This is a genomic window from Clostridioides sp. ZZV15-6598 (assembly GCF_020657705.1).
Lineage (GTDB): Bacteria > Bacillota > Clostridia > Peptostreptococcales > Peptostreptococcaceae > Clostridioides > Clostridioides difficile_F.
In genome coordinates this window covers 49,446-62,510 of the sequence record NZ_JAGWCS010000008.1, presented here as the reverse complement: position 1 = coordinate 62,510, position 13,065 = coordinate 49,446, and the positions used below count along the sequence as shown (strand labels likewise).

The 13,065-nt window shown below is 24.3% G+C and carries 16 protein-coding genes; 4 read left to right on the top strand and 12 right to left on the bottom strand.

Features of this window, described 5'->3' with window-relative positions; translation table 11 throughout:
• Nucleotides 1–203 precede the first annotated feature (203 nt).
• The 5 genes from KGF50_RS02950 to KGF50_RS02930 all read right to left on the bottom strand — a co-directional run bounded on the left by KGF50_RS02950 (nucleotide 204) and on the right by KGF50_RS02930 (nucleotide 4,282).
• Nucleotides 204–647, bottom strand: a complete 444-nt coding sequence (locus KGF50_RS02950; protein WP_227846747.1) for a hypothetical protein — start codon at nucleotides 645–647, stop codon at nucleotides 204–206.
• 472 nt (nucleotides 648–1,119) lie between these two features.
• Complete coding sequence (locus KGF50_RS02945) at nucleotides 1,120–1,824, bottom strand: DUF4367 domain-containing protein (RefSeq protein ID WP_227846746.1); 705 nt, start codon at nucleotides 1,822–1,824, stop codon at nucleotides 1,120–1,122.
• A complete protein-coding gene (locus KGF50_RS02940; RefSeq protein ID WP_227846745.1) occupies nucleotides 1,817–2,359 on the bottom strand; it encodes a sigma-70 family RNA polymerase sigma factor in 543 nt (180 codons plus the stop codon). Before KGF50_RS02940 ends, KGF50_RS02945 begins: the two co-directional genes overlap by 8 nt.
• A 746-nt stretch (nucleotides 2,360–3,105) precedes the next feature.
• Nucleotides 3,106–3,576: a hypothetical protein gene (locus KGF50_RS02935; RefSeq protein WP_227846744.1), complete on the bottom strand. Its 471-nt coding sequence runs from the start codon at nucleotides 3,574–3,576 to the stop codon at nucleotides 3,106–3,108.
• Nucleotides 3,577–4,123: 547 nt separating this feature from the next.
• Nucleotides 4,124–4,282: a type I toxin-antitoxin system toxin gene (locus KGF50_RS02930; protein ID WP_227846743.1), complete on the bottom strand. Its 159-nt coding sequence runs from the start codon at nucleotides 4,280–4,282 to the stop codon at nucleotides 4,124–4,126.
• Between the two features lie 343 nt (nucleotides 4,283–4,625).
• On the opposite strand from KGF50_RS02930, the gene KGF50_RS02925 reads away from it, so the two are divergent.
• Both KGF50_RS02925 and KGF50_RS02920 read left to right on the top strand, forming a co-directional pair.
• Nucleotides 4,626–5,138, top strand: a complete 513-nt coding sequence (locus KGF50_RS02925; protein WP_227846742.1) for a nitroreductase family protein — start codon at nucleotides 4,626–4,628, stop codon at nucleotides 5,136–5,138.
• Between the two features lie 93 nt (nucleotides 5,139–5,231).
• Nucleotides 5,232–5,543 carry a hypothetical protein gene (locus KGF50_RS02920; RefSeq protein WP_227846741.1) on the top strand — a complete coding sequence of 104 codons (312 nt, stop codon included), beginning with the start codon at nucleotides 5,232–5,234 and terminating at the stop codon, nucleotides 5,541–5,543.
• A gap of 211 nt (nucleotides 5,544–5,754) precedes the next feature.
• On the opposite strand, the gene KGF50_RS02915 is transcribed toward KGF50_RS02920, so the two are convergent.
• The 6 genes from KGF50_RS02915 to KGF50_RS02895 all read right to left on the bottom strand — a co-directional run bounded on the left by KGF50_RS02915 (nucleotide 5,755) and on the right by KGF50_RS02895 (nucleotide 10,241).
• Entirely contained in the window at nucleotides 5,755–6,144 is a 390-nt protein-coding gene (locus KGF50_RS02915) for a hypothetical protein (protein ID WP_227846740.1), read from the bottom strand.
• Between the two features lie 259 nt (nucleotides 6,145–6,403).
• Nucleotides 6,404–6,553 carry a type I toxin-antitoxin system toxin gene (locus KGF50_RS22515; protein ID WP_413926777.1) on the bottom strand — a complete coding sequence of 50 codons (150 nt, stop codon included), beginning with the start codon at nucleotides 6,551–6,553 and terminating at the stop codon, nucleotides 6,404–6,406.
• Nucleotides 6,554–6,765: 212 nt separating this feature from the next.
• A complete protein-coding gene (locus KGF50_RS02910; protein WP_227846739.1) occupies nucleotides 6,766–7,980 on the bottom strand; it encodes a replication initiation protein in 1,215 nt (404 codons plus the stop codon).
• Between the two features lie 1,231 nt (nucleotides 7,981–9,211).
• Complete coding sequence (locus KGF50_RS02905) at nucleotides 9,212–9,685, bottom strand: hypothetical protein (RefSeq protein ID WP_227846738.1); 474 nt, start codon at nucleotides 9,683–9,685, stop codon at nucleotides 9,212–9,214.
• Nucleotides 9,686–9,718: 33 nt separating this feature from the next.
• Nucleotides 9,719–9,925 carry a helix-turn-helix transcriptional regulator gene (locus KGF50_RS02900; protein WP_038812036.1) on the bottom strand — a complete coding sequence of 69 codons (207 nt, stop codon included), beginning with the start codon at nucleotides 9,923–9,925 and terminating at the stop codon, nucleotides 9,719–9,721.
• A gap of 4 nt (nucleotides 9,926–9,929) precedes the next feature.
• Nucleotides 9,930–10,241: a DUF6442 family protein gene (locus tag KGF50_RS02895; protein ID WP_227846737.1), complete on the bottom strand. Its 312-nt coding sequence runs from the start codon at nucleotides 10,239–10,241 to the stop codon at nucleotides 9,930–9,932.
• A gap of 236 nt (nucleotides 10,242–10,477) precedes the next feature.
• Between KGF50_RS02895 and KGF50_RS02890 the strand changes: the two genes are divergently transcribed.
• Complete coding sequence (locus KGF50_RS02890; RefSeq protein ID WP_227846736.1) at nucleotides 10,478–10,873, top strand: hypothetical protein; 396 nt, start codon at nucleotides 10,478–10,480, stop codon at nucleotides 10,871–10,873.
• Between the two features lie 428 nt (nucleotides 10,874–11,301).
• Complete coding sequence (locus KGF50_RS02885) at nucleotides 11,302–11,577, top strand: hypothetical protein (RefSeq protein ID WP_227846735.1); 276 nt, start codon at nucleotides 11,302–11,304, stop codon at nucleotides 11,575–11,577.
• Between the two features lie 335 nt (nucleotides 11,578–11,912).
• Here KGF50_RS02885 and KGF50_RS02880 read toward each other — a convergent pair whose 3' ends face one another.
• Nucleotides 11,913–12,383, bottom strand: a complete 471-nt coding sequence (locus tag KGF50_RS02880; RefSeq protein ID WP_227846734.1) for a YbaK/EbsC family protein — start codon at nucleotides 12,381–12,383, stop codon at nucleotides 11,913–11,915.
• Nucleotides 12,384–13,065 lie beyond the last annotated feature (682 nt).

Genomic DNA, 13,065 nt, shown 5'->3' with positions numbered 1-13,065 from the left:
TATAAAAGGAATAGATATTATCTATTCCTTTTATATTTGTGCTATATGTAAAATTACTCTAAATTTATTCCTTTCTAAAAATATCAATTACAAGTATAAGTATTATTATTAATAATAAAACATTAGCAAATTGAATTAATATAGTTGGCCATTCAAAATATATTATTTATAGTCACCTCATCTTATATGTGCAATATATTTTTTTAATATCTTTTTTTACTACTTATTATATTTTTACTTTCAGAGTTAGCCTTTATTGTAGAATGAATTCTGTAATATCCTCTTCCTATAGTTTTTGATTTAGAAAGAGAACATGAAATACTTCCTGAAGCATTCCAAGTTTGAATTGTTGACCATGTTTTTCCATTATCATTACTTTTCTGTAACCTAGCAACAATTGATGTACTTGTCACATTTGATGCTCCTCTAACAGAACATATTACTTTAGCTGTACTGCCTGAAATATTTAAAGTGCAAATACCAGACTTAATATAAGACATTTTTACCATGGTATCATCTATATAGTTTACAGCTGAATATTGTTCAATATCTTTATCTTTATATTCATCAGCAAATATAGGCATTGCAATTGCTGATGAACACGCTAAAGCACACATACTACTTATAATCATTTTTTTTAGAACCATAAAATCACCTCTTCATTTGTTTTTTACTTTAATATATAACGAATAAAGAAGTGATTTCTGGACACTTATATAAAACTTTTATTATAATTCTAAAATAGATATTCATAGCTATAAATATCTAGAATACTATATATTGTAACTATCCCCCAATAAACATATATAAATTTGTAATTATATCACTTTACTTATATTATCAAATCATAAAAACTTAAATGAGATTAGGTTTTACTAATAAATAGACTCCCATACATAAACACAAATCTAATTTCATATTTCTATACCTAATTTTTCAAGTTTCATTTCCATTATAAATACATTATATCTAAGATATATTATATTTAATTTGTAGCCTTTTTAATATCAAAGTAAATATAGGTTTTAAAACTATAAAAACCACCTCTTTTCTTCTCATGTATTTCTATAACAGCAACTATATAACGAATAAAGAGATGGTTTTTGGACACTTAAGAAATTACTTTATGCTTTTAGCCATTTTTAATAAAATGTTTTTATATAACTCTAAATCCTTATTATTTTGATAATCTACATTTAGCAGATATATAAAGTTGTTATCATTCCAAAATATCTGTAAAAAAGTTTCTTTTTCTATATATTTTGCCTTATAGCCATTTATAAATATATCTTTAACTTTTGCATTTTCTGTATCTAATATAATAGAATTCGTATCAATTTCAGTACTTGTATATTCTATCCTTATATTTTTATCATTTTCATATGCAATCATAAAATTATCAACCCTGTCTACTTCTTTGAATCCTTCTGGAATGTATTCTGGTTCTTTAATCTTAAGGCTTTTGCTTTCAATATTTTCTTCATTTGAAAATACAAAAGAAGTTAAATCTTCATATACTCTTATTACCAATTCAAAGAAACGTAAACGTAATGCCTCACTACTCATAGTAACAGTGAACAAACCAGCCAATATTATTAAAAATACAATTGCTGTTCGTTTTGAATAGAAAATAACTTTATTTGTAAAACTGCTTCTTTTTTGCTGCCTAACAAGTCTTTTCATTTTTCGTTCAAAATCTTTTGAAAAAACATGATTTAATTCATCATCTGAAGGAAGGTCGTCAAGAATAATTTTTGTAGCGATTGGGATGCTTTCTTTAAGCATATCATCTGTAATATCAAAACTATCTTTTTTATTACTCAATATTTCCAACCTCCATTTCTTTTAATATTTCTTTTAGTTTTTTTCTAGCACGCTGAATCCTTTTATATACATTCTCCTCTCCTAAATTTAATACATTGGCTATTTCTTTATTTGAGAAACCATATTGAAACTTTAAAGAAAGTACTTGAAAGTAATTTTCATTAAGTTTTGCAAGAGCTATAGTTAAATTACTTTCACATACTTCATCCTCTATAGAAAAATTTATCTCTCTATTTTTATATTCTTCCTCAATATCAGATACCTTTTCTCTTTTTCTTTTTCTGTAAAAGTCTATAGCAATCCTTTCTACTATTATAACGATAAAAGCCTTGGTTCTTGGACTATCTACTTCATCAATTTTATCTATATTTTTAATTATTCTTAAAAAAGCATTATGTACTGCATCCTCAGCTAAGTGCTCATCTTTTAGTATTTTATTAGCCACATAAAACATTATCTGTTTATACTTTTCATATATCTTCTCAAACTTTATTTTGTCTTCTTCAAGTTCAAGCATTGCCAAATAAACTAACATTTAGAATTCCTCCAATACAAAAGTTCTGAATTAATACTTTAAAATCTAATTATAACATATAATATGAATATAACTCTATTTAAATAGAATATTGATATTACTGCATCATGGAGAAAATACTTTGTATTAATTTTTCTGAAATTTCATTTATAACTTATTAAATAATTTATTTTTAATTTTATTTTATAAATTTTAAAATAAGTTTTATTATACCATAAAAAAAGATGCTTATTTTTTTATAGCACCTACTAAAAACTAGTTTATTTTTTAATATAAGTTATCTATTAAATTCAAAATAATGACATTACATTACTATAAATAATTTTATTTAAAAGATATACAAATTCTTATTATTAATAACAAAAAAAGAAAAGAGTTATCAAACAAAACTCTTTTCTTTTATGATTATTAGTTTTCTACATCATCCAATAGTAGTGATAAAGAAAATAAAAACCAAGAACATATTAAAAAAAATTTATTATTTTCGCTTAGAAAAAATAAAAAGAATATACCAGATATATTGAATATTTTTACCAATATTTTTGTGATTTTACTTTTCTTATTAGCTTTTTTGTAACATATATACAATACTATCAGTGAAATTATAATTACAGGCATATATTTCAATAATATATTTATACTAAAATATCCCAGCACAAATGATATTAGTACAAAACATATTAAATTTAAATGTTTTCTGTTTAGCATCTTTTCCATATTATCACCACACTATTATCCCATATTTTTTAATACTTTGTTATAGATGTTGTTGTTTTTATAAGACCTGTATAATTTGATACTTTATAAAAACTAGTAACTAATTTCATTTCTTTTCCTATACCAGCAACTCCTCCTACATCATAAGTTCTTTTATATGTTTTCTTTATGTACCATAAATTTTTTATTTTATTAGATATTGCATAAGAAGCAATAGTTACTACAACACTTTCTGCTGGCTTAAGACCTGCTACAGAAGCTATAACACCTACCAATAAACTTACTTTACCAACATCAGAATTTATACTACTTTTACTAGTACCTACATATTTCCAAGCAGTTGCCTTAGTACTAGGTTTATTAACTTCAATATTATTATTTGATCTATCCATAAGATCTATAGTATCAATTACTTTATTATTTTCATCTTTAACTTCAATTACATTATCTTCTTTTTCTATATAATAATTATTATTTTCAGAATCTGTTGCAATGTACATGTTGCCAGATTCTTTTTCAGTTAAATATTCTATATCTCCATTTTCCTTAATATTTTTATTTACACATATAACGTTTGGAGAATCTATTTCTGGACACTTATATATGATTTTTTTATAAAATAGATACTAAAATATTTTAAAGAAAAAGAAAAATACCACCTTAGGTCAAATTAAATAAAGTTAAGAATAGAAATAATAGAGAAAGAGGAATTATTCAAAATCAATTTAAAAGTTCAAATTCCTTTTTATACAGTTTCCCTTCTAGCTAGTATCCAATTGAATATTTATAGAGACTGGTGTGAGTTGTATATTAAAAAGGTGTGGAAGTTCTTGGGCATTTAGTTATTTTCTTCAAGCTTAAGATATTTTAAATTAAAATATTACAAAATGAATATAAATAAAATTAAATATTATGATAATTATTTAAACTAAATTTTTAGATTAGAAATGACATAAAATTGTATCTTATTATTAACTTTGTGGTATAATAAAAAGCAAGAAGAACTACAATCTATTTCGCAGTAGAGTGGAGTTCATAATTAGAAAATTACTTTTGTTTTTTATGGAATTTAACTTCTATGTTAAATTCCCAGCCACTCATACGGCCATTTGAGTGGCTTTTTACTTTTGCAAATATTTTACTAATTAAGCAAAATATCCAACTAGCAATTACACCCGCAATTACATTAAGTAAAAATTCATTCATACCAACACCTCCTTTCTTTTGGAGGCTATATCTCTTGTTCGTATGAACTCCACTCTATAGATTGTATATTTTATTCTTCTTGCTAGAATTAATTATACCATAATGTGGTTATTAATTAACTTTATTTTAATAATGATTAATCAGTTATATATTAAATGTTATTTTATTTTTTCATCTACAACTTTAAATTTCTAATATCTTCTTTTATCATTATTTCTTCTTGAAATTTATAATTTATTCTTTACTTGCTAAAAGCTAGTTTATTTTTTATATAAGTTATAAATGAAGTTTAAAATAATGATATTATATAAGTATAAACAATTTTATTCAAAGGAGAATCTCTATGTTAGAAGTTATAAAAAATAGACGTTCAATAAGAACATATATCGATAAAAACGTAGAAGAAGATAAAATAATTGAAATACTAAAATCGGCTATGCAAGCACCTTCATCAAAAAACGCTCAACCATGGGAATTTATTATAGTAGATGATAAAGAACTACTAAAAGAACTATCAAAATCCCAACATAGAGCAAAGCATATAGAATTCGCACCACTATGTATAGTAGTACTTGGAAATAGAGAGAAATTCTTAAAACCTGGTAAATGGATGCAAGACCTAGGTGCTTGTACACAAAACTTATTATTAGAAGCTACTAATCAAGATCTAGCTGCTTGCTGGGCAGGAGTGTTTCCTAAAAATAAAGTGGTGAATAAAGTTAGACAAATTTTAGATTTACCAACAAAACTAGTACCATATGCTCTTATATCTATAGGGTACAGTGAAGAAAAAAATGAATTCATAGATAGATTGGATAAAAATAAAATACATAGAAATGTATATAAAAATATATAGTATTTAGTTGGCAAATTATTTATTCATATTTACGATATAAGAAAGTTCCTAGTTATACATTATGAATTGTATAATAAAAAAAGGGGGCATTTTATGAAAAAAATACTGTCTATAATATTACCAAGTATGATAATACTTGCAATAACTCTATGGGGTAGAGCCGAAAAAAACATATTAGTTGGACTGTTTTTACTATTTCCAATCATCTTTATTATACAAGGGGTAATGTATTCGAATTCTAAAAATGAATTACTTATAGGGTTCACTTTATCATCTATAACATTTATAGTACCTATAAATTTATTATATAATACGGGAAATTGTATAGATTTATTAATAGTATATAATATGTTGGGTATTGGAAGTTTCTTAGTTAAAAAGAAAATATCCTCTAGACATAGTTAATCTTTTTTAAAGTAATTATTTTTCCTTCCAAGCAACAATATTTTTACATAAATTCCATTATAGAGATTTTATTTCTTATTGCTAAAATTGATTCTAATATGACTCAGAATTTAATTAGTATTATATAACAAAATAAAAAATAACTTATTATATAAGTTATTTTTTATTTTGTTATATAAATTTTATTATAAATTATTTTTAAAGTTAACTACTATTTTTTCTTTAAATTTATACTTTCTTCATTTCCATTCCAATATATAATTACTTTATAGCTAGATTCCCTATTTGAATAAAGACCTGGTCTTTCTATTTTTATTGCTTTTTCTTGACCTGCTTCTAAAACTTCATCTTTTAAAATTACCACTGCATCTTTACCATCTATAAACTCATATGAATAATCAAATTTTTGGTCAAATGCTTTTTTACTATCTTTATATTTTATTTCTAATTCTGATCGTTCTTCAGTAGTTACAAACTTAGCTGTCCAATGCTTAGATTCTCCAATAAAAATATTTTCATCATTTGTTTTAGTTTTATTAAATATAAGAATTGCAAAAAATATTAAAACTATAAAAATACCTATAAAAAGTTTTTTTACCATATCAATCCCTCCTTCGAATAAGTATCTGTATTATATCATTGAAAAGATTTATTTCTATTTTTTATCTCAATTTTCCAAATATTTTTACTATTATTATTTTAATACAATAGAATATATTTATTATTAGTAACTTTGGAACAGGTGTTTTGACCAATTCAATATAAAATTGTATCAAACTTAAGTTTTTATGTTATAATAAAAGCAAGAGAACTATATTCTATTTAGCGACAGAATGGAGTTCGTAATTTAAAATAAAAAATTATTTGAACTTTTTGAACTTGATTTTTAAATCGAGTTCCCAGCCACTCTTGCCGGAGTGGCTTTTTACATGTCTAAATAATTTGCAAATTAAATAGAATATTAGACTAGCTATAACAGCAGCCAATATGTTTAGTAAAAAGTTATCCATACTTAGCCACCTCCCTTCAACATTGTTGGGAGGATATCTTTTGTTGTACAGACTCCACTCTTTTTTAGAATATATTTTTTCTCTTGCTAAGACTAATTACACCATAATATGGTAATCAATTAACTTTATTTTAATAAGAATTAATAACTTATATATTAATTTTCTTTTTATTTTATTATATAACTTAATATATAAATTAAAATATAACTTATTTAAAAAGTTATTCTATCTTTTTCTTCTTTACATTTTTCATAGATAGCTTTAAATACCTCGTATTTTTTCTTATCTGGTTTTATTATCCTCTCAAGAAAAGTAACAGGACTCATATCAAGCATTTGCATTTCTTCTAGTTGTTCTTCCGTTAAACTTATTTCAATTAGTTCTATATCAATGACTTCTTCTCTCACTTTTAAATAAGATATTTTATTTCTTAATACTGAAGAAAATAACTCATAATTTGTTGGAACTATTTTAGAAGAATTATCCTTTTTCAAAGTAATTTCTTCTGCTTCTAGTAAAAGCTTATAATACTTTGGCTCACTAAAATCGTATTCTCCAAATTCTAACTTAAATAGATTTTTCAGTTTATCACTCAAAGATATTTCTTCTGGTATAAAAAACTCTTTTTTATTTAAGTTTATATTTTTATTTTCATGTTTATCTTCGATAGCATCTTTTTTATCTTTATAAGAACTTTCTATATTTTCCTTTTTCTCTCTTATGGTGAACTCTATTGATTCAACACTTCTACCCTTACGGATTGGTTTGTACTCAACAAATATATCTGATTTTTCATTAATTTGTTCTGTACTCTTTTTCAATACATACTTATCAAGATCATAATACCTCTTGTATTTATCTTGAATTTCTAAAAGTTCTTTAAAATAGTCTAATTTAAATACTATTCCTTGTCTTGTCCCACTCCACTGTTTTAATAACTCATAAATTCTCATTGCAAAAAAGGTTGTAAAGGAATAAATACTAGCAAAATCTAATTTAGTGAAATTTTCTTCTATGGCTTGTATGTATTTAAATATATGCTCATCTATTATTAAAGTTATTTCATTGTAATCTAAGTCTCCTTTTATAGCGTACCACTGTGTCCTTATAAACTGATCTCCAATGATTACCCTAGGTTGATTGTTTTGGATTCCTTCAATTAGATTTTTAAATTCCTGTTTAGTTATATTCTTATCTACTATTCCACTATAGTCTTTGTATATCGTATCAAATTTGAAAGAGATCTCTCTTGAAGAATAATTCCTCTTTTGAATTATCTCAAAAAGCTTGTAAACAAATTTCTGTTCAGAAGCAGAAAGAGTATATTTTCCCTGTATAAGATTATTGTGTTTTACAAGACTATTGTAGTCTTTAAAAATTTCTTTTTTATCGTATTTATTATAAATGACTCTTTTTACATTACCCATATATCTTAATGTATTAAACTAAAATTTAATACATGCCTCCTTCTTTAGTTTCTAACAAAACAATTAATACGTTTTTACTTACAGTTATATATTAACCTATTTTTCACGAAAAATATATTGTTTTTCGTTTTTAGTTTCCCAAATGCTCGTTTCTATATTTTTTAAAATTATTCAATTGAATTTAATTGGTAAAATTTTATATATAAATATGTCAAAATATTGAAATTTGCAGCTTTTAAAAGGATTTATATTTTCTATAAATGTAAATATTTTTGTTTTTACACTTTTATCTTAGTTTAATAAATTCCCAAACACTCGTCATTAAAAACTCCCAAATGCTCGTTGTTAAATTCCCAAACACTCGTCGTTAAACTCCCAAATACTCGTTGTTAAATTCCCAAACACTCGTCGTTAAATTCCCAAATACTCGTCGTAAATTCCCAAACACTCGTCGTTAAACTCCCAAATACTCGTCGTAAATTCCCAAACACTCGTCGTTCGACCTCTGTACATAAGTAATTTCAATGTGTTCAAATCGTCTAAAATAATAAAATATAAAATAAATAAAATGTTTTTAAAATAGAATAGAATAGTAAAAGAAAAAACACAAATACTTTTCTATTCTGTACTGTCTATATAAAAAATAAAAATATCTTTCTTTTGTAAATTTTAAATTTGTATAAATGCTATTTAAGTTCTAATTATTTATAAAAACAATTTAGATAAAAGAGTTATTTATTAAATAAATTTGAAAGGGCTTTTTAAAGAGTTTTAAAACGTCTGTAATGCTTTCAAATAATAAATACAATAATTTACTTTATGACAAGGGCAAACTCCCTTAAAATGGCAATAAAATGTATTAAACAATTTATTTAATAATATAAAGTTATATTTAATTAGATCACTCAATCTTATTAATGAAAAGTTAATAATTTAAAGAAATATCTTATTGAAAAATAGTAAAATACATACTCCAATCTTTATCTTCATAAAGGATGGGGTATTAAATTAGCAAATAGAGATGCAGTTAAATATTGCATTTGTGAATAGGTATGTTTAAACTCTAAGATGATAATTAAAACATCATTATAAACGATACAAGCCATCAGAAAAGATTTCATTGTTTGTTATAAATAAATAATGTTAAATTATAAAACAAAAGATTTTAAATGGAAATAAATAGATATCCTAAATAAAAGAGTAAAAAAGCAGATAATAAATATCTGCTTTTTTACTCTTGATATAAATTGTGTAATGAACTAATCTTAAAGTTTAAAACATTTGGTTTTAATTCTGTAGTTTGTAATAGTTCATTATATAATTTAAACGGATTGTCATCATAAACAGTTAAAAGTTTTTTAATTTCTTTGTTTTCATGAGTATAAAATAAAGTACTAACATTATTTTTAAACTCTACAAGACTTATTCCAACATGTTCAATAACGTTTTTTTCATCCTTATTAAATCTTTTTTCTGAAATAAAATGTACTTTGATTAGATTTGATCCAGCATCAAATTCATTCGGATTATCCTTATAAACATCAATTAAATATGGATAATCTTCTAACTCTGCTTTTCTTTTGCAATCTTCTAATACATAAAAACCCAGTGTTTTATTAAAATAATCTCCTGTTTTTACAAGTCTCAAAATTTCAAAATCTTTCATTCTAAATTCTCCAACCAGATAAACATTTGGTTTTTTCATTCATTATATCTCCTTTATCCAAAATCAATGCGATTAAAAATAAAATAAATCTTCAAACTTTTTATCTAGAGCAATACACAAAATAAGTGCTAATTTTGCAGTCGGATTAAACTGACCCGTTTCTATTGAACTTATAGTATTTCTTGATACTCCAACCATTTCAGCTAATTGAGTTTGTGATAACTTTTTCTCTGCTCTTGCTGCTTTTAAGTGATTTTTTAAGATTAGTTCATCATTCATATATTTACCTCAATGATGTTGAAACAAAATTAATTAATGAAAGAATTGTTAAAATCGAAGAAGCAACAGCCAAAATTAAGTTCCCTTTATCACGTGTAAATTGGTATTTTACAGTATTTTCAGCAGCCCCAAATGTCCAAACTAAAGCAAATACTGCATCATTTTCTTGGCCAGTGAAAAAGCCAAATATTAAGATGAAAAAAGATACACCAGCGAAAATTGAATAACCTATTTTTCGCCATTTATTTTCAATATATTCGAGCCATTCATCATTATTTGATTGACGGCTTTTTTTTAGAATTTCATCTTTGTCCATTTAAAGCACCTCCGTTTTGAATGCAAAGTTTACTTGGTATTTCTATTATATCATGCCAAGTTTTATTGTCAATAATTTTGAAAAGAAAACTTGGCAAAAATATGCTATAATGAATGTATAATATGTAATGTGCAACATTAAAAAATAGTTAAAATGGTTGAAAATACAGATTCTGATTTGGGACTTTATATTAACTAAGTGGTATGTAAATAAGGTAATTATAGGAGTGGTTTTCAATGTTAATAAATTATTACGATAGAGGTTATTTCAAACAAATTTATATTACAAGTATTCTTGTAATAATATTTTCGATAATATGTGCATTCAAGGTAACATTTCTATTCTTATTACTTGCAGGTTTTTATCTTGAACAAACATATAAATTTTTAATAAAGTATAAAAATAAACTTTATATTTCAATTACTGATGATGATATTTTGATTGATAATAAATATATTTTTAGAGGTAAAAATACTAAAAATCATATCAACTTTAAAGATATTGTAGGTGTAAATAAACAAGATAATATTATCGAAATTTTTACAAATGAAAACTCTTATTGTATATATTTAAAAGCTTTAAGCATTGAGAGCGAAGAATATCTAATAAGTAGACTAAAATCATTTTGTTGATTTCATATATTTTATAAGTAGAAAACAGAGTAGTTAAAACTACTCTGTTTTTGCAAGTGAACTACCATCCAATTAATTACCTATGGTAATATTTAAAACGGTGGCTGTTTGGTCAAGATAACTACTGTTATCAGTATTACCAAGCGAATAGGGTAGTTAATACCCCTTGTATTTACCATTCATATGGCTAAGTTTACTAGATTGATACTTGCATTTATATTTCTCTCATGTAATGTTCCACACTTTGGATATTCTCATTTTATTAAACCTAAGCTTTTATATATAAGGAGATGTGTGCAACTGATTTAAATCGTATTTGTCTGACTCAATATTTGTTATTTATTCCGCTAAATAGGTTATCTGTTCCAAATTATTGAATTTAAGTAATAAATTTAATAAAATTAAAAAAAACAAGGAGGATACTTTCTATGACAGATTTGAATTTAAGAAAAACTGATTTAATTGATATCAAGGCATCAGGGGCTGTTGAATTTGATGAAGTGTATCTTGCTGAGAAGTTTAAAGAAAATATAAGCGATGCTACTTTGATGTCTTCAACTAATGATACAGTGACTCAAAAACTTATATCTTTGGAGGATGAGGGACATCAACCAGATATTGCGATTATAGAGCGTACCAAGATGATGTTGGAAGACTGTTTTGGAAGTAACTTCAGTAAAGAAAATACAAATTCGTTGATTTAAGTTGTTTCTCAGCAAAATAAAAGTGCAGATTTATTAGAAGAAATGGACGAAGAAGAAAAGAGTAAAGTCCACTTGCTATTGTCATGTTGACCCTCTATGGATAGTCTAAGTCCAAACTTGATGTATATTGACTGTTCGTTAGCTATTGCATCTTGGGAAATGGAAATAATCTCAATCACTTCCTTGTTGAAGGGAAAGTAACAAAAATTAACATATAAAAATCCAAAAAGGGAGCTGAACTTAAATTTTTGTACTAAATATGATTTATTCACACTATAGTTAAGCATGATTTCTACTGTTATATTTTTCTGGTTTACAATTATGATTAGAATTCATTAGTATATATATTTATAAGTTGCATTGTTTATATTGTTTATTACTTTTTCAAACCCATTAGATGTAATAATAAATGTCTTTTCTGGTATTCCTGGAGAGAAGATTATTTTATCATAGTTAAATATATCTTGATCTATTACAAGAGATATATTTTCTTCATACCCAAAAGGCGATACACATCCAGGCAAACATTGTGTTTTTTGTGTTAATTCTTCTTTTGAACATATAGATACTTTTTCACCTAAAATATTTTTTATAGTCTTTGGATCTAGTTTTTTTCCTTCTGTTGCTACAAATATATAGTAGTTTCTAGATTTGTCTTTTATAAATAAACTTTTGCTTTCTACTCCAGTATATTGTAATCTTTCTTTTACTTCTTTAGCCTTTTCAAAGGATAGAATAGGTTCATGATTGTATTCTTCAAACGTTATATGGTTTTCTTTTAAAATATTTTTGATATTGCTGTACATAATTTTTTTCCTTTCTATTTGAAATTAATTTATATAGTATTCAATTATTTTTCAATTATAAAGTAATTTTATAATATCTTGAAACCATCACAAAAAGCATTCACATGCTGTAGGAATAAATTATATAAAATTTCCTAGAATATAGTGAATATCTATATTATAACCTATTTTTCATATTGCTGAGGATGAAATTGTTTAACTGAGTCAAAATAATGTATATTTAAAGGTATTTAAAATTTATAAAATACATTAAAAATAAATGTGGATAGAACTATTTCTGTATAAGAATTGAAGATATTAAGAATATATATTCTTTTAACTGAACTTCCACATATTTAGGGATAGGAGTTTCAGTTAGTATTTTAGTAAGTTTAGCAATTAATATAATAGTTTACTTGATTATTAATTTTTTACAGAGGAAAACTTTTTCATGAGGTTATACTTTATTTGAAATAATGATTGTTTTTTAGATAAGAAATACAATAAATATTGTATAATAATTTTTTTATATTTATGACAAAATCTTTTAATAATTTATTATATTATTCTACATAATTTTGCCCAATTTTGAACTTTAAACGACCAATTATGCATGTTCATTGACTAGTTATACAAAAAGATTGAGTGTCATAAAAATTTGTACTAATATATTAATAAAAATATATATAAAATATATTTTTTG

What these genes read in the sequence shown, in the direction of transcription:
- KGF50_RS02940 (WP_227846745.1), bottom strand. Translation starts at nt 2,359, where the DNA reads ATGTTAGTTTATTTGGCAATGCTTGAACTTGAAGAAGACAAAATAAAG.
- KGF50_RS02885 (WP_227846735.1), top strand. Translation starts at nt 11,302, where the DNA reads ATGACAGATTTGAATTTAAGAAAAACTGATTTAATTGATATCAAGGCA.
- KGF50_RS02930 (WP_227846743.1), bottom strand. Translation starts at nt 4,282, where the DNA reads ATGAATGAATTTTTACTTAATGTAATTGCGGGTGTAATTGCTAGTTGG.
- KGF50_RS02895 (WP_227846737.1), bottom strand. Translation starts at nt 10,241, where the DNA reads ATGGACAAAGATGAAATTCTAAAAAAAAGCCGTCAATCAAATAATGAT.
- KGF50_RS02900 (WP_038812036.1), bottom strand. Translation starts at nt 9,925, where the DNA reads ATGAATGATGAACTAATCTTAAAAAATCACTTAAAAGCAGCAAGAGCA.
- KGF50_RS02910 (WP_227846739.1), bottom strand. Translation starts at nt 7,980, where the DNA reads ATGGGTAATGTAAAAAGAGTCATTTATAATAAATACGATAAAAAAGAA.
- KGF50_RS02920 (WP_227846741.1), top strand. Translation starts at nt 5,232, where the DNA reads ATGAAAAAAATACTGTCTATAATATTACCAAGTATGATAATACTTGCA.
- KGF50_RS02890 (WP_227846736.1), top strand. Translation starts at nt 10,478, where the DNA reads ATGTTAATAAATTATTACGATAGAGGTTATTTCAAACAAATTTATATT.
- KGF50_RS02925 (WP_227846742.1), top strand. Translation starts at nt 4,626, where the DNA reads ATGTTAGAAGTTATAAAAAATAGACGTTCAATAAGAACATATATCGAT.
- KGF50_RS02880 (WP_227846734.1), bottom strand. Translation starts at nt 12,383, where the DNA reads ATGTACAGCAATATCAAAAATATTTTAAAAGAAAACCATATAACGTTT.
- KGF50_RS02915 (WP_227846740.1), bottom strand. Translation starts at nt 6,144, where the DNA reads ATGGTAAAAAAACTTTTTATAGGTATTTTTATAGTTTTAATATTTTTT.
- KGF50_RS02950 (WP_227846747.1), bottom strand. Translation starts at nt 647, where the DNA reads ATGGTTCTAAAAAAAATGATTATAAGTAGTATGTGTGCTTTAGCGTGT.
- KGF50_RS02935 (WP_227846744.1), bottom strand. Translation starts at nt 3,576, where the DNA reads ATGTACATTGCAACAGATTCTGAAAATAATAATTATTATATAGAAAAA.
- KGF50_RS22515 (WP_413926777.1), bottom strand. Translation starts at nt 6,553, where the DNA reads ATGGATAACTTTTTACTAAACATATTGGCTGCTGTTATAGCTAGTCTA.
- KGF50_RS02905 (WP_227846738.1), bottom strand. Translation starts at nt 9,685, where the DNA reads ATGAAAAAACCAAATGTTTATCTGGTTGGAGAATTTAGAATGAAAGAT.